The 24,536-nt window shown below is 70.1% G+C and carries 21 protein-coding genes; 16 read left to right on the forward strand and 5 right to left on the reverse strand.

Features of this window, described 5'->3' with window-relative positions:
- Positions 1-132: 132 nt before the first annotated feature.
- From G6N31_RS00865 to narI, 5 genes are read left to right on the forward strand one after another with little or no spacing between them, the layout of a single operon-like run.
- Positions 133-1,290: a nitrate/nitrite transporter gene (locus G6N31_RS00865; RefSeq protein WP_163721980.1), complete on the forward strand. Its 1,158-nt coding sequence runs from the start codon at positions 133-135 to the stop codon at positions 1,288-1,290.
- Entirely contained in the window at positions 1,287-4,976 is a 3,690-nt protein-coding gene (locus tag G6N31_RS00870; RefSeq protein WP_098003908.1) for a nitrate reductase subunit alpha, read from the forward strand. Before G6N31_RS00865 ends, G6N31_RS00870 begins: the two co-directional genes overlap by 4 nt.
- Positions 4,976-6,628: a nitrate reductase subunit beta gene (narH, locus tag G6N31_RS00875; RefSeq protein ID WP_098003907.1), complete on the forward strand. Its 1,653-nt coding sequence runs from the start codon at positions 4,976-4,978 to the stop codon at positions 6,626-6,628. The genes G6N31_RS00870 and narH overlap by 1 nt, the downstream gene beginning before the upstream one ends.
- Complete coding sequence (gene narJ / locus G6N31_RS00880) at positions 6,628-7,296, forward strand: nitrate reductase molybdenum cofactor assembly chaperone (protein WP_179964248.1); 669 nt, start codon at positions 6,628-6,630, stop codon at positions 7,294-7,296. The genes narH and narJ overlap by 1 nt, the downstream gene beginning before the upstream one ends.
- A gap of 1 nt (position 7,297) precedes the next feature.
- Positions 7,298-8,029: a respiratory nitrate reductase subunit gamma gene (gene narI / locus G6N31_RS00885; RefSeq protein ID WP_098003971.1), complete on the forward strand. Its 732-nt coding sequence runs from the start codon at positions 7,298-7,300 to the stop codon at positions 8,027-8,029.
- Between the two features lie 10 nt (positions 8,030-8,039).
- Here the strand turns inward: narI and G6N31_RS00890 are convergent, their stop codons facing one another.
- The gene (locus G6N31_RS00890; protein ID WP_098003905.1) at positions 8,040-8,567 is read right to left on the reverse strand and encodes a DUF488 domain-containing protein; all 528 of its coding nucleotides are present in this window, start codon (positions 8,565-8,567) and stop codon (positions 8,040-8,042) included.
- Between the two features lie 67 nt (positions 8,568-8,634).
- Positions 8,635-8,802, reverse strand: coding sequence for a hypothetical protein (locus G6N31_RS26955; RefSeq protein WP_098003904.1), 168 nt, complete (start codon positions 8,800-8,802; stop codon positions 8,635-8,637).
- 56 nt (positions 8,803-8,858) lie between these two features.
- Between G6N31_RS26955 and typA the strand changes: the two genes are divergently transcribed.
- On the forward strand, positions 8,859-10,766 hold the full coding sequence (typA, locus tag G6N31_RS00895; RefSeq protein ID WP_098003903.1) for a translational GTPase TypA: 1,908 nt from the start codon (positions 8,859-8,861) through the stop codon (positions 10,764-10,766).
- Between the two features lie 25 nt (positions 10,767-10,791).
- Positions 10,792-12,675 (forward strand): ABC transporter family substrate-binding protein, encoded by a 1,884-nt coding sequence (locus G6N31_RS00900; RefSeq protein WP_163721982.1) that lies wholly within the window; start codon positions 10,792-10,794, stop codon positions 12,673-12,675.
- On the opposite strand, the gene G6N31_RS00905 is transcribed toward G6N31_RS00900, so the two are convergent.
- On the reverse strand, positions 12,659-13,933 hold the full coding sequence (locus G6N31_RS00905) for a chloride channel protein (protein ID WP_098003970.1): 1,275 nt from the start codon (positions 13,931-13,933) through the stop codon (positions 12,659-12,661). The two genes, G6N31_RS00900 and G6N31_RS00905, sit on opposite strands and share 17 nt — an antisense overlap.
- A gap of 153 nt (positions 13,934-14,086) precedes the next feature.
- Between G6N31_RS00905 and G6N31_RS00910 the strand changes: the two genes are divergently transcribed.
- From G6N31_RS00910 to dapC, 6 genes are all read left to right on the forward strand, one after another.
- Positions 14,087-15,046: a DUF5996 family protein gene (locus G6N31_RS00910; protein ID WP_098003901.1), complete on the forward strand. Its 960-nt coding sequence runs from the start codon at positions 14,087-14,089 to the stop codon at positions 15,044-15,046.
- A 32-nt stretch (positions 15,047-15,078) separates the two neighbouring features.
- Entirely contained in the window at positions 15,079-15,933 is an 855-nt protein-coding gene (gene mshB / locus G6N31_RS00915) for an N-acetyl-1-D-myo-inositol-2-amino-2-deoxy-alpha-D-glucopyranoside deacetylase (RefSeq protein ID WP_098003900.1), read from the forward strand.
- A 112-nt stretch (positions 15,934-16,045) separates the two neighbouring features.
- Entirely contained in the window at positions 16,046-16,513 is a 468-nt protein-coding gene (locus tag G6N31_RS00920; protein WP_098003899.1) for a hypothetical protein, read from the forward strand.
- Between the two features lie 96 nt (positions 16,514-16,609).
- Positions 16,610-19,180, forward strand: coding sequence for a bifunctional FO biosynthesis protein CofGH (locus tag G6N31_RS00925; RefSeq protein ID WP_098003898.1), 2,571 nt, complete (start codon positions 16,610-16,612; stop codon positions 19,178-19,180).
- Between the two features lie 236 nt (positions 19,181-19,416).
- On the forward strand, positions 19,417-19,740 hold the full coding sequence (gene fdxA / locus G6N31_RS00930; RefSeq protein WP_098003897.1) for a ferredoxin: 324 nt from the start codon (positions 19,417-19,419) through the stop codon (positions 19,738-19,740).
- A gap of 65 nt (positions 19,741-19,805) precedes the next feature.
- Positions 19,806-20,879 carry a succinyldiaminopimelate transaminase gene (gene dapC / locus G6N31_RS00935; RefSeq protein WP_179964309.1) on the forward strand — a complete coding sequence of 358 codons (1,074 nt, stop codon included), beginning with the start codon at positions 19,806-19,808 and terminating at the stop codon, positions 20,877-20,879.
- 40 nt (positions 20,880-20,919) lie between these two features.
- On the opposite strand, the gene G6N31_RS00940 is transcribed toward dapC, so the two are convergent.
- Both G6N31_RS00940 and G6N31_RS00945 read right to left on the reverse strand, forming a co-directional pair.
- A complete protein-coding gene (locus tag G6N31_RS00940; protein ID WP_098003895.1) occupies positions 20,920-21,420 on the reverse strand; it encodes an Rv2253 family sensor-like surface protein in 501 nt (166 codons plus the stop codon).
- Positions 21,421-21,568: 148 nt separating this feature from the next.
- Positions 21,569-22,117 (reverse strand): NUDIX domain-containing protein, encoded by a 549-nt coding sequence (locus G6N31_RS00945; protein WP_234815338.1) that lies wholly within the window; start codon positions 22,115-22,117, stop codon positions 21,569-21,571.
- Between the two features lie 40 nt (positions 22,118-22,157).
- Here G6N31_RS00945 and G6N31_RS00950 point away from each other — a divergent pair, with 40 nt between their 5' ends.
- The 3 genes from G6N31_RS00950 to G6N31_RS00960 all read left to right on the forward strand — a co-directional run bounded on the left by G6N31_RS00950 (position 22,158) and on the right by G6N31_RS00960 (position 24,528).
- Positions 22,158-23,576, forward strand: a complete 1,419-nt coding sequence (locus G6N31_RS00950; protein WP_098003894.1) for an acyl-CoA synthetase — start codon at positions 22,158-22,160, stop codon at positions 23,574-23,576.
- Positions 23,567-23,917, forward strand: coding sequence for a VOC family protein (locus tag G6N31_RS00955; protein WP_098003893.1), 351 nt, complete (start codon positions 23,567-23,569; stop codon positions 23,915-23,917). Before G6N31_RS00950 ends, G6N31_RS00955 begins: the two co-directional genes overlap by 10 nt.
- A 92-nt stretch (positions 23,918-24,009) precedes the next feature.
- Positions 24,010-24,528 carry a M15 family metallopeptidase gene (locus tag G6N31_RS00960; RefSeq protein WP_098003968.1) on the forward strand — a complete coding sequence of 173 codons (519 nt, stop codon included), beginning with the start codon at positions 24,010-24,012 and terminating at the stop codon, positions 24,526-24,528.
- The last annotated feature ends 8 nt before the right edge of the window (positions 24,529-24,536 follow it).

Here is a 24,536-nt window from a genome sequence, read left to right on the forward strand (position 1 = left end):
CGTCCGCGGTACGAAATCGTCGTCGCCATGATCGGTATTCGACAGACATCTGCGGTCTGATCGTGATTGGCTGCAACGGTGACCACGGCTACACCGTCGTCCACGATCGCCCGCCCGGGCGTCAATCTCGCGATGGCAACCTGGGTTTCGGCGATCAACTTCTGGGCGTGGAACATGATCGGCCCGTTGTCCACCACGTACGCCGCCGATCTCGATCTCTCCGCCGGGCAGGCCTCGCTGCTGGTCGCCACCCCGATTCTGGTCGGGTCGTTGGGCCGCTTGGCCAGTGGCCCGCTGACCGACCGGCTCGGCGGCCGCACCATGTTGATCGCCGTCACCCTGGCGTCGATCGTCCCGGTGCTCGCGGTCGGTGTCGCCGGCACAATGGGCTCGTACCCGCTGCTCATCGTGTTCGGGTTCTTCCTCGGGGTGGCGGGCACGATCTTCGCGGTCGGGATCCCGTTCGCCAACATGTGGTACGACCCGGCGCGGCGCGGATTCGCCACCGGCGTGTTCGGCGCCGGCATGGTGGGCACCGCGTTGTCCGCCTTCTTCACACCGCGGTTGGTCACCTGGTTCGGACTGATGACCACCCATGTCCTGGTCGCGGTCGCGCTGGCGCTCACGGCCCTGCTCAGCGTCGTGGTGCTGCGCGACGCGCCCGCATTCACCCCGAACGCCGAGCCGGTACTGCCGAAACTGCGCGCGGCCGCGAAACTCCGCGTCACCTGGGAGATGTGCTTCCTCTACGCCATCGTGTTCGGCGGCTTCGTCGCGTTCAGCAACTACCTCCCCACCTACATCAAGGCGATCTACGGGTTCTCGCCGGTCGACGCCGGCGCCCGGACCGCGGCGTTCGCGCTGGCCGCCGTCGTCGCCCGACCGATCGGTGGTGCGCTGGCCGACCGCATCCCGCCCAAGTACGTGGTACTGGCGTCCCTCGGCGGCACCGCGGTGATGGCCGCCGTCGCGGTGACCCAGCCGCCCGCCGATCTCTGGTCGGCGGTGACGTTCACCGCGCTGGCCGTGTTCCTCGGCGTCGGCACCGGCGGCGTCTTCGCCTGGGTGGCCCGGCGGGCTCCCGTGGACAAGGTCGGCTCGGTGACCGGAATCGTCGCTGCCGCAGGAGGTTTGGGTGGGTACTTTCCACCGTTGGTGATGGGGGCCAGTTATGACGAAGTGGACAACGACTACACCGTGGGTCTGGTGCTGCTGGTGGTGACGGCCTTGGCGGCGCTGGCCTACACCGCGACGAAGCTGCACGCCCGAGAGCCTCAGGCGCGGACATGACCGCGCGGATCGGCGGTGCCGCAGAGGAATTGCTGCAGCGCAGCGGGAGATTCTTCACCCCGGGGGAGTTCTCCGACGACGGTCGCACCGTACACCGCCGAGGTGGCCGCGACGGTGACGTCTTCTACCGCGACCGGTGGAGTCACGACAAGGTGGTGCGCTCCACCCACGGCGTGAACTGCACCGGGTCGTGTTCGTGGAAGGTCTACGTCAAAGACGGCATCATCACCTGGGAGACCCAGGAGACCGACTACCCGTCGGTCGGTCCCGACCGCCCCGAATACGAGCCGCGCGGTTGCCCGCGCGGGGCCGCCTTCTCCTGGTACACCTACTCGCCGACGCGGGTCCGGTACCCGTACGCGCGCGGGGTGCTGGTCGAGATGTACCGGGAGGCCAGGTCCCGGCTCGGCGATCCGGTGCTGGCCTGGGCCGACATCCAGTCCGATCCGCAGCGGCGGCGCCGCTATCAGCAGGCCCGCGGGCGGGGCGGCCTGGTGCGGGTGACCTGGGCCGAGGCCACCGAGATGATCGCGGCCGCGCACGTGCACACCATCAAGGCCTACGGCCCGGACCGGGTCGCCGGGTTCTCCCCGATCCCGGCGATGTCGATGGTCAGCCATGCCGCCGGATCGCGCTTCGTCGAGCTCATCGGCGGGGCCATGACGTCGTTCTACGACTGGTACGCCGACCTGCCGGTGGCCTCGCCCCAGGTGTTCGGCGACCAGACCGACGTGCCGGAGTCCGGGGACTGGTGGGACGCGTCCTATCTGATGATGTGGGGTTCCAACGTGCCGGTCACCCGGACGCCGGACGCGCACTGGATGGCCGAGGTCCGTTACCGGGGCACCAAGGTGGTCAGCGTGAGCCCCGATTACGCCGACAACACCAAATTCGCCGATGAATGGATGCCGTGCGCGGCCGGAACCGACGGTGCACTCGCGATGGCCATGGGCCACGTGATCCTCACGGATTACTTTGTACGACAGCGGGTCCCGTATTTCATCGACTATGTCCGCACCTATACCGACCTGCCGTTCCTGGTCACACTCGAGGAACGCGACGGACAGGTGGTGCCGGGCAAGATGCTGACCGCGGCAGACCTCGGCGCAGGCTGGGAGAACGAAGAGAACTCGGCGTTCAAGCCGGTGCTGGTCGACGGCGCTACGGATTCGCCTGCGGTGCCGCCGGGTTCGCTCGGGTTCCGGTACGGCGAGGACGGTGAGGGCCGGTGGAACCTCGACCTCGGCGGGCTGGTTCCGGCGCTGACGGTGGCCCGCGACGACCCCGATGCCGAGACGGCCGTGGTCACCCTGTCCCGCTTCGACACCGCCGGCGGCCAGGGCGCGATGTTGCGCCGCGGCGTCCCGGTGCGCCGGGTCGGTCAGCATCGGGTCTGCACGGTGTTCGATCTGATGCTGGCCCAGTACGGGGTGGCCCGCCCGGGTCTGCCGGGGGACTGGCCGACCGGCTACGACGACCCCCGCCAGCCCTACACCCCGGCCTGGCAGGAGTCGATCACCGGCGTCTCGGCCGCCCAGGCGATCCGGGTGGCCCGCGAATTCGCCCGCAACGCCGAGGAATCCGGCGGCCGGTCGATGATCATCATGGGCGCCGGGATCTGCCAGTGGTTCCACGGCGACACCACCTACCGCGCGGTGCTGGCGATGCTGATGCTGACCGGCTCGATGGGCCGCAACGGTGGCGGCTGGGCCCACTACGTGGGGCAGGAGAAATGCCGCCCGGTGACCGGGTGGGCCACCATGGCCATGGCCACCGACTGGACCCGGCCGCCGCGCCAGATGCCGGGCACGTCGTACTGGTACGCCCACACCGACCAGTGGCGCTATGACGGCTACCGCGCCGACGCTCTGGCCAGCCCGACAGGGCGGGGTCGCTTCGCCGGCAAGCACACGATGGACGTCGTGGCCGCCGCGACCGCGATGGGCTGGATGCCGTTCTACCCGCAGTTTGACCGCTCGAGCCTCGACGTCGCCGACGAGGCACGGGCCGCCGGCCGCGACATCCCGCAGTACGTCTGCGAGCAACTGGCCAGCGGCAACCTCAGACTCGCGGTGACCGATCCGGACAATCCCGCGAACTGGCCCCGGGTGCTCAACGTGTGGCGGGCCAACCTGCTGGGCTCGTCGAGCAAGGGCAACGAGTACTTCCTGCGCCACCTGCTGGGCACCACGTCGAATCTGCAGGCCACCCCGACCCCCGAGGAGTTGCGGCCCGGCGACGTCGCGTGGCCGCCGGAGATTCCGGAAGGCAAGCTCGACCTGTTGATGTCCATCGACTTCCGGATGACGTCGACGACGCTGCTCTCCGATGTGGTGCTCCCGGCGGCCACCTGGTACGAGAAGGCCGACCTGTCCTCGACCGACATGCACCCCTACGTCCATGCGTTCAGTCCCGCGATCGACCCGCCCTGGGAGACCCGGTCGGACTTCGACGCATTCGGCGCGATCGCGCGCGCGTTCTCGGCGCTGGCCCGGACCCACCTCGGTACCCGCACCGACGTCGTACTCGGCGCCCTGCAGCACGACACCCCCGGGGCGATGGCCTATCCGGGCGGCGCTCAACGAGATTGGCGCGACACCGGGGAGGTGCCGGTGCCCGGCAGCACCATCGGACCGTTGACGGTCGTCGAACGCGACTACGCGGCGATCGCCGACAAGTGGGCGACGCTGGGTCCGCTGGTCGACCGGCTGGGTGTAACCACCAAGGGGGTGACCACCTGGCCGGTGCACGAGGTCGCGGAGCTGTCCAAGAAGTTCGGCGTCCTCGGCAGCGGGGCGGCCGCGGGACGGCCGGCCGTCACGACGGCCGAGCGGATGGCCGACGTCGTGCTGGCACTGTCGGGGACCTCGAACGGGCGTCTGGCCGTCGAAGGGTTCCGCGAACTCGAACGTCGCACCGGGCAGCGGTTGGCGCACCTGGCCGAAGGCAGTGAGGAACGCCGCATCACCTACGCCGACACCCAGGCCCGGCCCGTTCCGGTGATCACCAGCCCGGAGTGGTCGGGCAGCGAGACCGGGGGCCGGCGCTACGCGCCGTTCACCGTGAACATCGAGCAGCTCAAGCCGTTCCACACGCTGACCGGACGGATGCACTTCTACCTGGACCACGACTGGCTCGAGGAACTCGGTGAACAACTGCCGGTATACCGGCCACCGCTGGACATGGAAGCGCTGTTCGGGGAGAACGCGATCGGCGCCCGCGACGGCATCGGGCTGACCGTGCGCTACCTGACCCCGCACTCGAAATGGTCCATCCACTCGGAATACCAGGACAACCTGTTCATGCTGTCGTTGTCCCGAGGCGGCCCGACGATGTGGATGAGTCCGGCCGACGCGGCCAAGATCGACGTCCGCGACAACGACTGGATCGAGGCGGTCAACCGCAACGGGGTGGTGGTGTGCCGGGCGATCGTCAGCCACCGGATACCCGAGGGTGTGGTGTTCGTCTATCACGCCCAGGAACGCACGATCGACGTGCCGCGCAGCGAAACCACCGGCAAGCGCGGCGGAATCCACAACTCCCTGACCCGGCTGCTGGTCAAGCCCAGTCACCTGGCCGGCGGATACGCCCAGACGGCGTTCGCGTTCAACTACCTCGGCCCGACCGGCAATCAACGAGACGAGGTCACCGTGGTGCGGCGGCGTTCGCAGGAAGTGGTCTACTGATGAAACCGATGGCCCAGATGGCGATGGTGATGAACCTCGACAAGTGCATCGGATGTCACACCTGCTCGGTGACGTGCAAGCAGGCCTGGACCAACCGGCCGGGCACCGAGTACGTGTGGTTCAACAACGTCGAAACCCGGCCCGGCCAGGGTTATCCCCGCACCTACGAGGATCAGGAGCGGTGGCGCGGCGGGTGGATCCGCGACCGCCGCGGCCGGTTGCGCCTCCGCGGCGGCGGACGGCTGCACAAGCTCCTGCACATCTTCTCCAACCCGAAGTTGCCGTCCATCGGGGACTACTACGAGCCGTGGACCTACGACTACGAGAACCTGACCAACGCGCCGCTGGGCGAACACATCCCGGTCGCGCCGCCGCGCAGCCTGATCAGCGGCAAGCCGATGAAGGTCGAATGGTCGGCCAACTGGGACGACAACCTCGGTGGCGCACCGGAGATCGTGTCCGGCGATCCGGTGCTCGCGCAGGTCAGCGAACAGGTGCGGCTCGAGTTGGAACAGACCTTCATGTTCTACCTGCCCAGGATCTGCGAGCACTGCCTCAACCCGTCGTGTGTGGCGTCGTGTCCGTCCGGCGCGATGTACAAGCGCAGTGAGGACGGCGTGGTCCTGGTGGATCAGGACAGGTGCCGCGGCTGGCGGATGTGCGTATCGGGATGTCCCTACAAGAAGGTCTATTTCAACCACAAAACCGGCAAAGCCGAGAAGTGCACGCTGTGCTACCCCCGCATCGAGGTCGGGCTGCCGACGGTGTGCTCCGAGACGTGTGTGGGTCGGCTGCGCTACCTGGGCCTGGTGCTCTATGACGCCGACCGGGTGCTCGAGGCGGCCTCGGCGCCGCAGGACACCGACCTCTACGAGGCGCACAAGTCGATCCTGTTGGACCCCCATGATCCCGCTGTGGTGACCGCGGCCCGGGCCGAGGGCATCTCCGACGAGTGGATCGAAGCCGCGCAACGCTCACCGGTGTACGCGTTGATCCACACGTATCAGGTTGCGCTGCCGCTGCATCCGGAGTTCCGCACGGTGCCGATGGTCTGGTACATCCCGCCACTGTCGCCGGTCGTCGACGCGGTCAGCCGCAGCGGACACGACGGCGAGGACGCCGGTAATCTGTTCGGCGCGCTGGAAGCGCTGCGCATCCCGATCGAATACCTCGCCGGACTGTTCACCGCCGGTGACACCGCGGTGGTGGAAGGGGTGCTGCGGCGGCTGGCGGCGATGCGGTCCTACATGCGCGACATCAACCTCGGCCGCGACACCCGCCCCGACATCCCGGAATCGGTCGGGATGAGCGAAGAACAGATGTACGACATGTACCGACTGCTGGCGCTGGCCAAATACGAGGAGCGCTACGTCATCCCGACGGCCTATGCCGCCGACGCGACCCACGGCGCCGAGGAACCCGGATGCTCGCTGTCGTTCGACGGCGGCCCCGGCATGTACGAGTCCGGTCCGTTCGGTGAGGCCAGCGGAATGCCGGTGCCGGTGGCCGTGGAAACGTTCCACGCGCTGCGGCACCGGCAGACCACCGAGCACATGGCGGCCAACGAGAGCCGGCCGTCGCGGGTCAATCTGCTCAACTGGGACGGGCGAGGCGCGCCGTCGGGGCTGTTCCCGCAGAACGGGGACCGGTGATGAGGTTGCGACGGCCGGCCCGTCCGGCGCTGGGCGACCGTCTGGTCTGGCAGTGCGCGTCGCTGCTGTTGAGTTACCCCGAGACCGGTCGGCTCGATGCCGCCGGGGCGCTGCTCGAACACCTCGATGGTGCTGCGGCCCAACAACTCTCGGCGGCGCTGACTGCCGTGCGCGCCCTCGACCCGACGACGGCCGCCGCACGGTACGTGGACACGTTCGACCTGCGCCGCCGCTGCACCATGTACCTGACCTACTGGACTGCCGGGGACACCCGCAACCGGGGCCGGGCCATGCTCGAGTTCGCGCAGGCGTACACGGGCGCCGGTGTGGGGGTGCCCGCGCGCGAGGCGCCGGACCATCTGCCGGTGGTGCTGGAATTCGCCGCCACCGTCGACCCGGACGCGGGCCGATCCCTGCTGTCCCGGCACCGGGTCCCGTTGGAGGTACTGCACGGCGGGCTGTGTGAGGCCGGCTCGCCGTATGCGTCCGCGGTGGCGGCCGTTCGGTCCACGCTGCCGGCAGCCACCGACGCCGACCTGCGCCGCGCGCAGCAGCTGGCGACCGCCGGCCCGCCCGCCGAAGACGTCGGGCTGCAGCCGTTCACCCTGACCGTTCCACCGCGTCGACAACCCGATGCGGTCGGCGTCGGCGACGAAGGGAGACGCTGAGATGTCCGGCGGACAGATCTTCTGGGACGTGGTGCCCTATGTGACGCTGGCCGTGGTCGCGGTGGGGACGTGGTGGCGCTACCGCTACGACAAGTTCGGCTGGACCACCCGCTCTTCGCAGCTCTACGAGAGCCGTCTGTTGCGGATCGCCAGCCCGATGTTCCACTTCGGCATCCTGGTCGTGATCGTCGGGCACATCATCGGGCTGGTCATCCCGAAGTCGTGGACCGACGCCGCCGGCCTGAGTCAGCACGCCTACCACGTGCAGGCCCTCGTGCTCGGCGGCATCGCCGGGGTGTGCACGCTGGCCGGCATCGCACTCCTGGTCTACCGCCGCCGTACCCGGGGGCCGGTGTTCATGGCGACCACCCTCAACGACAAGGTCATGTACCTGGTGCTGGTGCTGGCCATCGTCGCCGGCCTGGCCTGCACCCTGATCGGTGCGACCCCGGTGGGAGAGGAACACAATTACCGGGACACGGTGTCGCCGTGGTTCCGCTCGATCTGGGTGCTGCAGCCGCGCGGCGACCTGATGGTCGAGGCGCCGCTGTGGTTCCAGATCCACGTGACCCTCGGGCTGCTGCTGTTCTGCCTGTGGCCGTTCACCCGCCTGGTGCACGCATTCAGCGCGCCGATCGGCTACCTGTTCCGGCCCTACATCATCTACCGCAGCCGGGAGGCCGCCGGGAAAGGCGAACTGGTCGGATCGGCCCCGCGCCGCCGAGGTTGGTGAGCCGCCGAGGTCACCCGGTCCAGTAGACCCGGCCGTCGGCGCCCAGCCGGGCCCCGTCTGCGGGCGCGTGGGCCAGCAGCCGGCCGTCGTGCATCAGGTGCGCGACGTCGATGCCGCGGGCCAGCACGGCGACGTCGGCGACCAGCCGCCGATGGCAGCGCCACCACACGGCCTCGCTGCACATTATCGCCGTGCGCTGCCGGCCCGCCTGCTCGAGCAGGTCCTCGAGCGCACACCCGAAATCCTCGGTGCGGGTGTAGGCGGCGTAGGCGGCGAACTGCGCCACGCGCCACCAGGTGTCGACGGTTTCGGTGCCGGCCGGCAGCCGCCGCCGGCCGCCCAGCCGATCGTCCCAGCGGTAGGCCACGCCCGCCTCCGGTGCCCAACTCTCCAACGACGCCCGCGCCACGTCCGGGTTGTGCCTGCTGGCCGGGAAGCGGCGGATGTCGACGACCGCCCGCACCCCGGCACCGTCGAACAGTGCGGCCAGCGCCGCGCTGCGCAGCGCGCCGTGTCCGACGGTGACGAGCTCGGTCACGGGAGTACGGGCAGGGACGAGGACCAGGTGCGGGCCATCTCCGCACGGTAACCCGCCCGGGAGACGCTCAGGACTTTCGTGCGCGCTTGTAGACCTTGGCCAGTTCCTTGCCGCGGATACCGTTCAATTCGGCCTTGCGGACCTTGCTCACCACCACCGGGCAGCGCTTGCAGCGCGGCTTGCTGCGACAGCACTTCTTCTTGGCTTTCAGGTCGGCGAGCTGGCTCGGCTTCACGTGAGCTGTCTCTCTCGTTTTCGTGATCGGTGCGTCGCACTGCGACAATCACCGGCGTGAATTCTCGCCCCGACTTTCGCAACGTCGCCATTGTGGCTCACGTCGACCATGGAAAGACCACCCTGGTCGACGCGATGCTGCGCCAGTCCGGCGCGTTGGCCGGCGAACGCGGTGAGGCGACCGAACGCATCATGGACTCCGGTGACCTGGAACGCGAAAAGGGCATCACGATCCTGGCCAAGAACACCGCGGTGCACCGGGTCCACAAGGACGGTTCCGTGACCGTCATCAACGTGATCGACACCCCCGGCCACGCCGATTTCGGCGGCGAGGTCGAGCGTGGACTGTCCATGGTCGACGGGGTGTTGCTGCTGGTCGACGCGTCGGAGGGGCCGCTGCCCCAGACCCGGTTCGTGCTGCGCAAGGCGCTGGCCGCGCACCTGCCGGTGATCCTGGTGGTGAACAAGACCGACCGCCCGGACGCCCGGATCGCCGAGGTGGTCCACGAGAGCCACGACCTGCTGCTCGACGTCGCCTCCGACCTCGACGACGAGGCGCAGGCCGCCGCCGAGAAGGCGCTGGACCTGCCGACGCTCTATGCGTCCGGCCGGGCCGGGGTGGCCAGCACCACCGCACCCGCCGACGGGGAAGTACCTGACGGAGACAACCTCGATCCGCTGTTCGACGTGCTGATGGACAACATCCCGCCCCCCGCCGGCGACCCCGAGGCGCCGCTGCAGGCGCTGGTGACCAACCTCGACGCGTCGGCGTTCCTGGGCCGGCTCGCGTTGATCCGCATCTACAACGGCCGACTCAGGAAGGGTCAGCAGGTGGCGTGGATGCGGGAGGTGGACGGCGTGCCCGTCATCACGAACGCCAAGATCACCGAGCTGCTGGCCACTGTCGGCGTCGAACGCGCGCCCACCGACGAGGCCGTCGCCGGCGACATCGTCGCGGTCGCCGGGTTGCCCGAGATCATGATCGGCGACACCCTGGCCGACCCCGAGCACGCGCACGCGCTGCCCCGCATCACCGTCGACGAACCGGCGATCTCGGTGACCATCGGCACCAACACCTCGCCGCTGGCCGGCAAGGTGTCCGGGCACAAGCTGACCGCGCGGATGGTCAAGAGCCGGCTGGACTCCGAGCTCATCGGCAACGTCTCCATTCGCGTCGTCGACATCGGGCGCCCCGACGCCTGGGAGGTGCAGGGCCGTGGCGAGCTGGCGCTGGCCATCCTGGTCGAGCAGATGCGCCGTGAGGGTTTCGAGCTGACCGTCGGCAAGCCGCAGGTGGTCACCCGCACGATCGACGGCAAGCTGCATGAGCCGTTCGAGGCGCTGACCATCGACTGCCCCGAGGAATACGTCGGGGCGATCACGCAGCTGATGGCCGCCCGCAAGGGCCGCATGGAGGAGATGTCCAACCATGCCGCCGGCTGGGTGCGGATGGACTTCATCGTCCCCAGCCGCGGCCTGATCGGGTTCCGGACCGATTTTCTCACCGAGACGCGCGGCACCGGTATCGCCAACGCGGTCTTCGACGGATACCGGCCGTGGGCCGGGGAGATCCGCGCCCGCCACAGCGGCTCGCTGGTGTCGGACCGCAGCGGCACCATCACGCCGTTCGCGATGATCCAGCTCGCCGACCGCGGCCAGTTCTTCGTCGAGCCCGGGCAGGACACCTACGAGGGTCAGGTCGTCGGGATCAACCCGCGTGCCGAGGATCTCGACATCAACATCACCCGCGAGAAGAAGCTGACCAACATGCGCAGCTCGACCGCCGACGTCATCGAGACGCTGGCCCGCCCGCTCGAACTCGACCTGGAGAAGGCGATGGAGTTCTGCGCCGCCGACGAGTGCGTCGAGGTCACCCCCGAGATCGTGCGGGTGCGCAAGGTCGAGCTGACGGCATCGCTGCGGGCCAGGGCCAAGGCCCGGGCCAAGCAGCAGGCCGGGACGTAGCGGGGCCGTCGTTACCCTGTACAGCGTGCCGATCGCCCGCCGACTCTCGACCTGCGTGGTCGCGGCGGCCCTGCTGGTGGTCGGAGGGTGCACGGTCAGCCCGCCACCGGCGCCGCAGAGCACCGACACCACGGAGTCGACACCGGCGCCGCCGATGAAGGCAACGCAGATCATCATGGCGATCGACTCGATCGGGCCCGGCTTCAACCCGCATCTGTTGTCCGACCAGTCGCCGGTCAACGCCGCGATCAGCGCGCTGGTGCTGCCCAGCTCGTTTCGGCCCGTCCCGGACGCGACGACGCCGACCGGGTCGCGCTGGGAGATGGACCCCTCGCTGCTGGAATCCGCGGAGGTCACCAGCGAGGACCCGTTCACCGTCACCTACAAGATCCGGCCGGAGGCGCAGTGGACCGACAACGCGCCCATCGGCGCCGACGACTACTGGTACCTCTGGCGCCAGATGGTCAGCCAGCCCGGCACGGTGGACCCGGCGGGCTATGACCTGATCACCGGCGTGCAGTCGGTCGAGGGCGGCAAGACGGCCGTCGTCACGTTCTCTCAGCCCTATCCGGCCTGGCACGAACTGTTCAACAACATCCTGCCCGCGCACATCGTCAAGGACGTGCCGGGTGGCTTCGCGGCCGGCTTGGCGCGCGCACTGCCGGTCACCGGCGGACAGTTCCGGGTGGAGACCATCGACCCGCAGCGCGACGAGATCCTGCTGGCCCGCAACGACCGTTACTGGGGTGAGCCCGCGACCCCCGATCTGGTGCTGTTCCGTCGCGGCGGCAGCTCGGCCGCCCTGGCCGACTCGATCCGCAACGGCGATACGCAGGTTGCCCAGGTGCACGGCGGCGCGGCGGCGTTCGCCCAGCTCTCTGCGATTCCGGATGTGCGGACGGCCCGCATCGTGACCCCGCGGGTGATGCAGGTGACGTTGCGCGCCCAGCGGCCGGCGCTGGCCGACGCGCAGGTGCGCAAGGCCGTCCTCGGTCTGCTGGACGTGGACCTGCTGGCCGCGGTGGGCGCCGGCGACGACAACACCGTCACGCTCGCGCAGGCCCAGGTCCGGTCCCCGTCGGACACCGGGTACGTGCCGACGGCGCCGCCGCAGATGACGCGTCAGGATGCGTTGGGGCTGCTGGCCGGCGCGGGCTACCAGATCGAAGCGGTGCCGCCGCCCGACGAACCCGCGCCCGACAACCCGCCCGTCAACAACCCGCCCGTCAACAACAATGGCCGCGGCCAGCTGCTACGCGACGGCGAGCCGCTGACGATCGTCCTCGGCGTCGCCGACAACGACCCGACCGCGGTGGCCGTGGCCAACACTGCAGCCGACCAGCTCCGCGACGTCGGTATCGCCGCGACGGTCGCGCGGCTGGACCCGGTAGCGCTCTACAGTGATGCGCTGGTCAACAACCGGGTCGACGCCGTCGTCGGCTGGCGACAGGCGGGCGGGGACCTGGCCACCGCTCTGGCGTCGCGATACAGCTGCCCGGCGCTGGAGGCCACTGCCGTGGCCACCACCACGCCGACGCCGCCGCCGTCGCCGACCAGGGGTTCGGAGTCGCCCGCGCCGCCACCGGTTCCGCCGCGCACCACCGCGACCACGCCGCCGCCTGCCGCGCCCGGTACCGGTGAGCTGGTCCAGGCGCCCAGCAACATCACCGGGATCTGCGACCGCACCATCCAGCCCCTCATCGACGCCGCGCTGCGCGGCACCGCCGACATCGCCGAGGTGATCGACGAGGTGGAGCCGAAGCTGTGGGACCTGTGGACGGTGCTGCCGATCCTGCAGGACACCACGATCGTCGCGTCCGGGCCGAGTGTCGGCAACGTCAGCCTGACCGGCGCGGTACCCGTCGGGATCGTCGGTGACGCCGGCAAGTGGATCAAGCTGCGCCAGTAGCGTCCGGCACGCTGTGCCGGCGTTCGGTCGGCCTGTCCCGGTGCCGCTGCGCGATGACATGCGCCGTCCATGCGCTCAACGCGAACACCGCCAGAAGCCACAGGGGAGGGTGTGCCAGCTCCCACACGAACAACGCCGCGAACAACGGCGAACGCTGCGTGATCGTCAGCACCCCGGCCGCGCACGTCAGCGACACCGCGGCGACGTTCAGATCGGCACCGGCCCACTGGTTGAGACCCAGCGCCACCACCGAACCGGCGGCCGCGCCGGTCGCCAACGCCGGAGTGATCAGGCCGCCGACCGCGCCGGCCCGCAGGAACAGCGCCGTCAGCAGCGGCTTGAGCAGCAGGATCGCGCCCGCGGCGGCCAGGGTGAGTCCGCTGTTGACGCTGACCTGCAGGATGCTGCGGCCGTTGCCGGGCAGTTCGGGCAGCCACAGCGAACAGACGCCGGTCAGCAGTCCGGCCCCGGCGATCGCCGGGACCAGCATCCACGAGACGGGCTGCACCGCGGGCCGCGCCGAGGCCATCACCTTGTCGAACGTCATGCCGACCGCCGCGGCCAGCGGAGCCAGCGCCAGCGCCAGGAACACGAACAGGTACGACACATCAGCGCGCGGCCACTGCACGGAATGCTCGAAGTGGGTGACCGGCGCGGCCACCGCCACCGCGAGGCTCGACGTGATCAGCGCGACGCCCAGCACGCGGGGGTGCCAGGTGCCCAGCAGTATCCGGGCGGCGAACAGCGCCCCACCCAGCGGCACGGCGTAGACCGCGCCGAGTCCCGCCCCGGCCGCGCAGGCCAGCAGGATGTCGCGGTCGCGCGCGGTCAGCGCCAATTTCGAGGTTCCCAGATCGCTCCAGGACGCGGCCAGCTGCCGGGGCGCGCCCTCCCGCCCCAGGGAGGCGCCCGACCCGACGAGCAACACCTGCAGGCCGGCGTCGATCGACAGCACCCGCCTGGGCAGGGGCGCACCGGTGCGGATCGCCTCTGGCAGGGCCGCACCCAAAGTCGGCACCGCACGCCGTCGCCGCAGCAGCCACCAGCCCAGCCCCGCCAGCGCGCCCCCGAGCATCGGGCCCAGCGCGCGGCGCAGGTGGCCGCTGCCCTCCACACCGGACAGCAAGGTTCCCAGACTGTAGTGATAGGTGGCGTGCTCGATCGCATGAAGCAGCAGCGTCGTGGCCGCACCCGCCGCCCCGGCAAGCAACCCGATGATCACGACGGCGCACCCGAACTGCAGGGAGCGTCGACTCACCAGCCGAATGTAAGCCAGACCTGCCGGTGACGTGCCGTACCGGCCGATGACGATTCGCCGTCCCCTGTCGAGAACGTCGGCGTGCGTCAGTGCCACGGCCTGGGATGCTGGTAACGGTCCCGCCCGTCTCGTCCATGCGAATCTGGAGCAGCGATGAATACGTTTGCCGACCCACGCCCGAACTGGCCGACCCTGCGGGTGTCGGACTGGACCCCGACCCGCGACACCCTGCACATGTGGACGCAGATCGTGGGCAAGATCCGTATGCGGCACGCCCCGCTGGTCAACCACTGGTGGCAGGCGACGCTCTATGTCAGCCCTCGTGGGTTGACGACGTCGGCGATCCCGTACCGAAGCGGGGCATTCGAAATGGAGTTCGACTTCCTCGGCCATCGCCTCGACATCCGCAGCAGCGACGGTGGGACGCAGAGCCTGCCGCTGCAGCCGATGCCGGTCGCCGAGTTCTATACCCGACTCCTGGACCTTCTGGGCTCCCTCGGCATCGAGGCGCAGATCCGCCCGGTGCCCAACGAGGTCGACCCCGCGATCCCGTTCCCCGAGGACCACCACCACGCCTCCTACGACGCCGACGCGGTCACTGCGTTCTGGCGCCAACTGCTGCAGGCCAACCGGGTGATGGGCGAGTTCCGGTCGCATTTCGTGGGCAAGGTCAGTCCGGTGCACTTCTTTTGGGGCGCCATGGACCTGGCCTGCACGCGCTTCTCCGGCGGCTCCGCTCCGCCGCACCCGGGTGGAGCACCGAACTGTGCGGACTGGGTCATGGTCGAGGGCTATTCGCACGAGCTGTCCAGCTGTGGGTTCTGGCCGGGCGGCGGGCAGGAGGGCGCGTTCTATGCCTACGCCTACCCCGCACCTGACGGGTTCGCCGATCACCCCGCCGGTCCCGACGGTGCGTTCTACAGCACCGAGTTTCAGCAGTTCCTTTTTCCGTACGAGGCCGCCCGCGCGGCGACCGACCCGGACCGGGCGGTCGCCGAGTTCCTGCACACGACTTATGCGGCCGCCGCCGACCTGGGCGGTTGGGACCGGGCCGCGCTGGAGGACGATCCGATGCGGTTGTCCCGAGCCCGGGTCGACCCGCCCGCACGCTGAGGTTCGCCGCCTCGGCAGGCAAGCTGGTGGCCATGGAGACACCGCGGCTGCTGTTCGTGCACGCCCACCCCGACGACGAGACGCTGACCACCGGCGCGACCATCGCGCACTACACGTCCCGGGGCGCCCAGGTGCAGGTCGTCACCTGCACGCTCGGCGAGGAGGGGGAGGTGATCGGCGACCGGTGGGCACGCCTGGCCGTCGACCATGCCGACCAGCTCGGCGGTTACCGCATTGGGGAGCTGACCGCGGCGCTGGCGGCGCTGGGTGTCGACCGGCCCCGGTATCTCGGCGGCGCGGGACGCTGGCGTGATTCGGGCATGGAGGGCACGCCGCCCCGGCGCGCCGAACGCTTCGTCGACGGGGACCTCGCCGAACAGGCCGCTGCCCTGGCCGCGGTGATCGACGAGCTCCGCCCGCACGTCGTCGTCACCTACGACCCCCGCGGCGGGTACGGCCACCCCGACCACATCCGCGCCCACCAGGTGACCACCGCCGCCGTCGACGCCGCCGGCTGGCGGGTGCCGAAGTTCTACTGGACCGTGATGGCGGCGTCCGCACTGACCGCCGGCAACGTGGTGCTGGGCGACGCGCCCGAGCAGTGGACGCGGATTCCGCTGGAGGCGCTGCCGTTCGATGCGTACGCCGACGACGCCATCGACGCGGCGATGGACCTGACGGCGCACCTGCCGGCGAAAGTCGCTGCGCTGCGTGCCCATCAGACGCAGGTCAGTGTCTCCGGCGACGGCCGATTCTTCGCGTTGTCCAACAACATCGCGCTGCCGGTCGACACCACCGAGCACTACGTGCTGGCCGCCGGTACGGCCGGTCGCCGCGACGGGCGCGGCTGGGAGACCGACCTGCTGGCGGGGCTGAATGTGGGTTGACCCCGGGCGAAGCGGGTAAGCTGCCCCCAACCGAGCGCGCGGAAGGGCAGCACATGGACCCCGATCTGGATCCGAACCTGCAACATTGGCAGGACCGGCTGGACAGCTATCAGTGGGTGGTCGGTTCGCTGGTGTCGCTGCTCGACAGCATCCCGACCTGACGGCGTCCGCGTCGCCGGTCTCCGGCCGGCTCCGTGGCATCGTCCTGGCCCTGCTCGGCGTCGACGGTGTGTTCTCGGCCCTGATCGCCGTGTTCTTCCTCCCGCTGCGGGTCGGTGGAATTCCGCTGCCGGTCAGCGCGCTGCTCAGCGGTCTGATCAACGTCGCGCTGGTGTGGGCCGCGTTGCAGTGGACCACAGCGCCGAGGCTCGCTGCGCTGCCGTTGTGGACGTGGTTGGCCACGGTGCTGGTCTGCACGTTCGGTGGCCCGGGTGACGACATCATCTTCGGCGGCGTCGGACTGATGGAGTACGGGCCGCTGCTGCTGATCGCGGTGGGCGGTCTGCCACCGGCCTGGGTGCTGACGCGCCGCACCGCCCAGCCCGGCGCCGGGGGGAACTCCGGGGCCCGCGTCCGGTGACTACTGTGACCCCTATGTCACGTGCATGGCAGGCGCACTCTGTTTCAGATCGTGAGACGCACGGATGATCCGCGACCACGCCGGGGTTATGCGGAAGTGGCTCTGAACACCCAGCGCGGCGCCGACCTGCCCGACCCGGTGGTTCCCCCTGCGCACAACCCCTCAGCTCTGCGGCGGGTGCTGCGGCGCGCTCGCGACGGCGTGGCCCTCAACGTCGACGAGGCCGCGATCGCACTGACCGCCCGCGGCGACGACCTGACCGACCTGTGCGCCAGCGCGGCGCGGGTGCGCGACGCCGGCCTGGCGGCGGCCGACCGACGCGGGGGTACTGGAGCGCTGCCCGTCAGCTACTCCCGCAAGGTGTTCATCCCCGTCACCCACCTGTGTCGCGACACCTGCCACTACTGCACCTTCGTCACCGTGCCCGGCCGCCTGCGCGCAGCCGGGCAGGGGATGTACATGGAGCCCGACGAGATCCTCGACGTCGCGCGCCGCGGGGCCGAGATGGGTTGCAAAGAAGCGCTGTTCACACTCGGGGACCGACCCGAGGCGCGCTGGGACGAGGCCCGGCAGTGGCTCGACGAGCGTGGTTACGACTCCACGCTGGACTACGTGCGGGCGATGGCGATCCGGGTGCTGGAGGACACCGGGCTGCTGCCGCACCTGAACCCGGGTGTCATGAGCTGGGCCGAACTCTCACGGCTCAAGCCCGTCGCGCCGTCGATGGGCATGATGCTCGAGACGACCTCGCGCCGGTTATACGAGACCCGCGGTGCCGCTCACTATGGCAGCCCCGACAAGGATCCCGAGGTGCGGCTGCGCACGCTGGCCGACGCGGGCCGGCTGTCCATTCCGTTCACCACCGGTCTGCTGGTCGGCATCGGCGAGACACTGGCCGAGCGGGCCGAGACCATCCACGCGATCCGGCGCTCGCACAAGGAGTTCGGGCACGTTCAGGAAGTGATCGTGCAGAACTTCCGGGCCAAGGAGCACACCGCGATGGCCGGTGTGCCCGATGCCGGGTTCGAGGACTTCCTGGCCACCATCGCCGTCACCCGGCTGGTGCTGGGGCCCAAGATGCGTGTGCAGGCGCCGCCGAACCTGGTGTCGCGGCAGGAGTGCCTGGCGCTGATCGGCGCCGGGGTCGACGACTGGGGCGGGGTGTCGCCGCTGACCCCTGACCACGTCAACCCGGAGCGGCCGTGGCCCGCGCTCGACGAGTTGGCCGCCGTCACCGCCGAAGCCGGCTACGACCTGGTGCAGCGGCTGACCGCGCAACCGCAGTACGTGCAGGCCGGGGCCGCCTGGATCGACCCGCGCGTACGCGGGCACGTCGACGCGCTGGCCGACCCGGACACCGGGTACGCGCTCGACGTCGACCCGGTCGGGCGGCCGTGGCAGGAGCCCGACGAGGCCTCGGAGTCGCTGGGGCGGGTGGATCTGCACGCCGCCATCGACGACGCCGGCCGCCTCACCGACACGCGCAGCGACCTCGACAGCGCCTTCGGTGACTGGGAGTCGATCCGCCAGAAGGTGGGGGAACTGGCCGCCCGCGCGCCCGAACGCGTCGACACCGATGTGCTGGCCGCCTTGCGTTCCGCGGAACGCGACCCGGCCGGCTGCACCGACGACGAGTACCTCGCGCTGGCCACCGCCGACGGTCCGGCGCTGGACGCGGTCGCCGCGCTGGCCGACGCGTTGCGCCGGGACGCCGTCGGCGACGACGTGACGTTCGTGGTCAACCGCAACATCAACTTCACCAACATCTGCTACACCGGCTGCCGGTTCTGCGCGTTCGCGCAACGCAAGGGCGACGCCGACGCGTACTCGTTGTCCACCGCCGAGGTGGCCGACCGGGCGTGGGAGGCCCATGTCGCCGGCGCCACCGAAGTGTGCATGCAGGGCGGCATCGACCCGGAGTTGCCGGTGACCGGTTATGCCGATCTGGTCCGCGCGGTCAAGGCGCGGGTGCCGTCGATGCACGTGCACGCGTTCAGCCCCATGGAGATCGCCAACGGCGTCACCAAGAGCGGCCAGAGCGTGCGGGAGTGGCTGACCGCGTTGCGCGAGGCCGGTCTGGGGTCGATCCCCGGCACCGCCGCCGAGATCCTCGACGACGACGTGCGCTGGGTGCTGACCAAGGGCAAGCTGCCCACCTCGATGTGGATCGACGTCGTCACCACCGCCCACGAGGTGGGGCTGCGGTCGAGTTCGACGATGATGTACGGCCACGTCGACACGCCGCGGCACTGGGTCGGTCACCTGCGGGTGCTGCGCGACATCCAGGACCGCACCGGCGGCTTCACCGAGTTCGTGCCGCTGCCCTTCGTGCACCAGTCGTCCCCGCTGTATCTGGCCGGCGGGGCGCGTCCCGGCCCGACCCACCGCGACAACCGGGCGGTGCACGCGCTGGCGCGGATCATGCTGCACGGCAGGATCGCCAACATCCAGACCAGCTGGGTCAAGCTCGGCACCGAGCGCACCCAGGTGATGTTGCGCGGCGGGGCCAACGACCTGGGCGGCACGCTGATGGAGGAGACCATCTCGCGGATGGCCGGCTCGGAGTTCGGCTCGTTCAAGAGTGTGGAGGATCTCGTCGCGATCGCCGCCGGGATCGGCCGGCCCGCCCGGCAACGCACCACCACCTATGCGCCGCTGGCTGCCTGACGCCCCCGGGGGACACGCCGGAGACCCGGCCGCAGCCCTACTAGGCGAGCGGTAAATGAGACGGCTAGTATCTGTAACCACGCGCAACCCTTAAACCGGATGCGCGAGTTAGGGCACACTGAGACAACCGTGCCGGCAAGGGCAGGGATACTTGCTGGGACCCGTTCGCAGTCGAGCTCGATGCCTGTCAAACAGCCCGCAGGATTGCAGTTCGAGAGAACTTGAGGAGAAGTTAGGTGACGTACGTCATTGCCGAGCCTTGCGTCGACGTCAAAGACAAGGCGTGCATCGAGGAATGCCCTGTCGACTGCATCTACGAGGGTGCTCGCATGCTGTACATCCACCCGGATGAATGCGTCGACTGCGGCGCATGCGAGCCGGTGTGCCCGGTGGAGGCGATCTACTACGAGGACGACGTCCCCGACCAGTGGAGCAGCTACACCCAGGCGAACGCGGACTTCTTCAACGAGCTCGGTTCGCCGGGCGGCGCGTCGAAGGTGGGCCAGACCGACAACGACCCGCCGGCGGTCAAGAGCCTGCCTCCGCAGGGCGAGGACTGAGCACGACGTCGCCGACAGGCGGCGGCCGCGCGGAATCCGGTCGCCGGACACCGAAGTCGGCGGCCCTGCCGGTGTTCCCGTGGGACACCCTGGCCGAGGTCACCGCCACGGCACGCGCACACCCTGACGGCATCGTCGACCTGTCGGTCGGTACCCCGGTCGACCCGGTCGCCCCGGTGATCCGGGCGGCCCTGGCCGCGGCCGGCGCCGCGCCCGGCTACCCGACGACGGCCGGTACCGAGGCGCTGCGCACGTCCGCGGTGGCCGCGCTGGCGCGCCGGTACGGCATCACCGGCCTCGGGCCGCAGGCGGTGCTCCCGTCGATCGGCACCAAGGAGCTGATCGCGTGGCTTCCGACGTTGCTGGGGCTCGGCGCCGGGGACACCGTGGTGGTGCCCGAGTTGGCCTACCCGACCTACGAGGTGGGTGCTCTGCTGGCCGGCGCGACCGCGGTGCGGGCCGACTCGCTGACCCAGCTGGGCCCGGGCACGCCGGCCCTGGTTTACCTCAACTCGCCCAGCAATCCGACGGGCAAGGTGCTCGGCGTCGACCACCTGCGCAAGGTGGTCGGCTGGGCCCGCGAGCGCGGCGTGCTGGTCGCATCCGACGAGTGCTACCTCGGTCTGGGCTGGGACGCCGAGCCGGTCTCGATCCTGCACCCCGACGTCTGCGACGGTGACCACACCGGGCTGTTGGCGTTGCATTCGTTGTCCAAGACGTCGTCGCTGGCGGGTTACCGGGCGGGCCTGGTGGCCGGCGATACCGCGGTGGTCGCCGAGCTGCTGGCGGTGCGCAAGCACGCCGGCATGATGGTGCCGTTCCCGGTGCAGGCCGCGATGGTCGCCGCGTTCGACGACGACGAGCACGAGCGGGTGCAGAGGGAGCGCTACGCACACCGGCGCGCGGCACTGCTCGCGGCGCTGCAGGCGGCCGGCTTCACCGTGGACCATTCCGAGGCGGGGCTCTACCTGTGGGCTACCCGCGACGAACCGTGCCGACAGACGCTGGCCTGGTTCGCCGAACGCGGCATCCTCGTCGCGCCCGGCGAGTTCTACGGTCCGCGCGGTGCCCGGCACGTACGGGTGGCGTTGACCGCCCCCGACGAGCGGATCGCCGCTGCGGTGCAGCGTTTAGGGTGAGGCCGCGGTGCAGCGCCTGGGGTGAAGCCGCGGTCTCGGATCAGGCCGGGTACGCCGCCACCGGCATGATCACGGTGCCTTTGCACACCCCGTCGAGAATCTCGGTGCGCCAGGTGCCGAACAACGATCCGTCCGGAGCCGGCGCGTAGAAGACCAACGAGCGGGCCGCGGCGAACTCAGGCGGCACGTCGTCGCCGCGGAAGCACTCCCACTGCCAGTTGTAGTTGAACACCCATTGCTTGCCGTCCCACGTGTAGCGGGTGGGCTGCGGGATCGTCGGATTGGTGGGTGCGGGGCCATCGGACGCGGTGGCCGTGCAGATGCTGGCACACGACGTGGAGAAGGTGTACTGCGCGCTGAAGTCCGGTTCCGGCTGGCGCGACGCGATACTCGTGCCGATCTTCTCGGACGCGTAGGTCACCACCGTGTAACGGCCGTTCCATCCCTGCGGTGCGGCCTGCGCGGTCGCCCCACCGCAAACGCACAGCGCCGCAACGACTGTCGCGGATGCTAGCGCGCTGCGCGCCCGAGGGGCAGACATGGTTCCTCACAGGGTTGTCCAGTGTTGGCAGTTAGCAACCTAATTGGCTCATCCGTCAAAGTGCCCCACCGACACAGCCGGTTCTGGCACGGTTGCGTCACGGCTTGGCATCAGTCCGTCGACGTGACACCGTTTTCGGCACCGGTGCTCAACGTTCATGCAGCAGCAACAACGTCCACGCCGCCAGCGACTGGGCATCGGTGATCACGCCGTCGCGGATCATCTGCTCCACCTCGCCGCGGCCGAACCAGGCGCTTGTCATGTCCTGCTCCTCGTGCTCGCGCTCGTGCGGGCCCTCGTGCAGACCGGTGGCCAGGAACACCCGGCCGCGCTGGCTGCTCATCCCGGGTGCGACGTCGAGGGTGCCGAGTTCGGTCAGAGATTCCGCCGCCAAGCCGGTCTCCTCCCGCAGTTCGCGGGCGGCCAGCTCGGCTGCAGCGAGGTCGGGACGGTCGGGGGCGGTGCCCTGCGGGAACTCCCAGCGCCGCAGGCCCAGCGGGTACCGGAACTGTTCGACCAGGTGGAAACGGTCACCGGCGGCACCGGTGTCCCGGGCGATCACCAGCGCGTAGGCCGGCTTGTCGACCACCGCGTAGATGCCGGGGCTGCCGTCGGGACGGCGGATGTCGTCTTCACGCAACCTCATCCAGTTGTTGCGGTACACCTCGCGCGAACGCACGGCCCGGATCGACTCCACGCCCCTCAGTATGCCGAGGCCGACGGGGTAGCCTCGGGACGTGCTGCTGGCTTCCTTGAATCCCGCGGCGGTGGCCGCCGGTGCCGACCTCGACGACGCGATACGCATCGACGGGGTGTCGCTGAGCCGCAGCGATCTCGTCGGAGCCGCGACCTCGGTGGCCGAGCGGGTCGCCGGGGCGGCGCGGGTCGCGGTGCTCGCCTGGCCCACCGCGTCGACGGTGCTGGCGCTGGCCGGGTGCCTGATCGCCGGGGTGCCGGCGGTCCCGGTCCCGGCCGACGTCGGCGCGGCCGAGCGCCGCCACATTCTCACCGACTCCGGCGCCCAGGCCTGGCTCGGCGAGCAGCCCGACGACAGCGAGGGCCTGGGACACATCCCGGTGCGACTGCATGCCCGCTCCTGGCACCGCTACGCCGAACCGCCGGCCGACGCGCCGGCGCTGATCATCTACACGTCGGGCACCACCGGCCCGCCCAAAGGGGTGGTCGTCAGCCGTCGCGCCATCGCCGCCGACATCGACATGCTCGCCCAGGCGTGGGAGTGGACTGCGGACGACACGTTGGTGCACGGGCTGCCGCTCTATCACGTGCACGGTCTGGTCCTCGGGCTGCTGGGGTCGTTGCGCATCGGCAACCGGTTCATCCACACCGGCAAGCCCAAGCCGGCGGCCTATGCCGAGGCTGTCGCCGAGCAGGGGGGGACGCTGCTGTTCGGGGTTCCGACGGTGTGGTCGCGCATCGTCGACGACGGCGACGCCGCCCGGGCGCTCTCGGCGGCCCGGCTGCTGGTGTCGGGGAGTGCGCCGCTGCCGGTGCCGGTGTTCGACGGGCTGGCCCGGCTCAGCGGCCACCAGCCGGTGGAACGGTACGGCAGTACCGAATCCCTGATCACCCTGAGCACGCTGGCCGCGGGTGAACGCCGTGCAGGCTGGGTCGGGTTGCCGCTGACCGGCGTGCGAACGCGGCTGGTCGACGAGTCCGGCGAGGAGATCGCCCACGACGGCGAGACCATCGGGCGGCTGCACGTGCAGAGCCCGACGCTCTTCGACGGCTACCTGAACCGGCCCGACGCGACCGCGGAGGTGCTCGCCGCCGACGGGTGGTACCGCACCGGCGACGTCGCCGTGATCGACGACGGCGGCATGCACCGCATCGTCGGGCGGGAGTCGGTCGACCTGATCAAAACGGGCGGCTTCCGGGTCGGGGCAGGGGAGATCGAGACGGTGCTGCTGGGACATCCCGGGGTCGCCGAGGCCGCCGTGATCGGTGCGCCCGACGACGATCTGGGGCAGAAGATCGTCGCGTTCGTCGTCGGCGACGCCGCACCGGACGAACTCGCCGACTATGTGGCCCAGCAGCTTTCCGTGCACAAGCGTCCCCGAACGGTGCGGGTGGTGGACAGTCTGCCGCGCAACGCGATGGGCAAGGTGCTCAAGAAGGAGCTGGTGCAATGGGTTTGAGGTTCACCGAGCTCTGCATCGACGCGCATGACCCGCACGCGCAGGCGTCCTGGTGGTCGCGGGTCCTGGGCTGGGAGGCCGAGGACACCGACGACGCCGACGTCGCCCTGCGCGCTCCGGACGGGGCGGGACCCGACTGGGTGTTTCTGGCGGTTCCCGAGGAGAAGGTGATCAAGAACCGGCTGCACTGCGACTTCACCCCGGATGACCAGAACGCCGAAGTGGACCGGGTGCTCGCACTCGGCGCGCGCCGCGTGGACATCGGTCAGGGCGACCAGACCTGGGTGGTCCTCGCCGATCCCGAAGGCAACGAGTTCTGCATCCTGGCGGCAGAAGGGTGACGGCCGCCCGGCGCCGCACACTGCGCGCGGCCGGCGCAGCGGTCACCGTCGGCGTGCTCGCGGCGTGCGGGCAGTCACCCCCGGTGGCGTTGATGCAGACCAGCATCACCTTGCCGCCGCCACCACCCGCACCGCCCGTGAGTCCCGTCGACCCGCTGGCCATCGGGCCGGCCGCGGTCGACACCACCGGCGGGCATCTGCCCGACGGCGGGATGCTCTCGCCGTTCGAAGATGTCGCCAATCCCATCCTCGCGCAACTGGATCCGGCGTTGCTCTCTGCGGTCCAGGACGCCGCGCGAGCCGCCGCGGCCGACGGCGTCGAGGTCAGGGTCACCTCCGGGTGGCGCTCGGTGGGCTTTCAGCAGCGACTCTTCGACGACGCCGTGCGCACCTACGGCAGCGTCGAGAAAGCCGCCGAGCTGGTGGCCACCCCCGAGGTGTCCAAGCATGTCACCGGTCAGGCCGTCGACATCGGCCCGGTGGCCGCAAGTCAGTGGATGCTCGCCAACGGGCCGCGGTTCGGTCTGTGTCAGATCTATGCCAACGAGATCTGGCACTACGAGTTGATGCCCGCCGGATGCCCGCCGCTGCTGCCCAACGCCGCGGGCTGAGCGCCGGC

It is taken from the genome of Mycolicibacterium duvalii (assembly GCF_010726645.1).
GTDB lineage: Bacteria > Actinomycetota > Actinomycetes > Mycobacteriales > Mycobacteriaceae > Mycobacterium > Mycobacterium duvalii.

Excerpts from the sequence above, each read along its gene's own strand:
- G6N31_RS00955 (WP_098003893.1), top strand. The coding sequence starts at position 23,567 with ATGGGTTTGAGGTTCACCGAGCTCTGCATCGACGCGCATGACCCGCAC.
- G6N31_RS00870 (WP_098003908.1), top strand. The coding sequence starts at position 1,287 with ATGACCGCGCGGATCGGCGGTGCCGCAGAGGAATTGCTGCAGCGCAGC.
- narI (WP_098003971.1), top strand. The coding sequence starts at position 7,298 with ATGTCCGGCGGACAGATCTTCTGGGACGTGGTGCCCTATGTGACGCTG.
- mshB (WP_098003900.1), top strand. The coding sequence starts at position 15,079 with ATGGAGACACCGCGGCTGCTGTTCGTGCACGCCCACCCCGACGACGAG.
- narJ (WP_179964248.1), top strand. The coding sequence starts at position 6,628 with ATGAGGTTGCGACGGCCGGCCCGTCCGGCGCTGGGCGACCGTCTGGTC.
- G6N31_RS00960 (WP_098003968.1), top strand. The coding sequence starts at position 24,010 with ATGCAGACCAGCATCACCTTGCCGCCGCCACCACCCGCACCGCCCGTG.
- G6N31_RS00940 (WP_098003895.1), bottom strand. The coding sequence starts at position 21,420 with ATGTCTGCCCCTCGGGCGCGCAGCGCGCTAGCATCCGCGACAGTCGTT.
- G6N31_RS00865 (WP_163721980.1), top strand. The coding sequence starts at position 133 with ATGGCAACCTGGGTTTCGGCGATCAACTTCTGGGCGTGGAACATGATC.
- G6N31_RS00910 (WP_098003901.1), top strand. The coding sequence starts at position 14,087 with ATGAATACGTTTGCCGACCCACGCCCGAACTGGCCGACCCTGCGGGTG.
- narH (WP_098003907.1), top strand. The coding sequence starts at position 4,976 with ATGAAACCGATGGCCCAGATGGCGATGGTGATGAACCTCGACAAGTGC.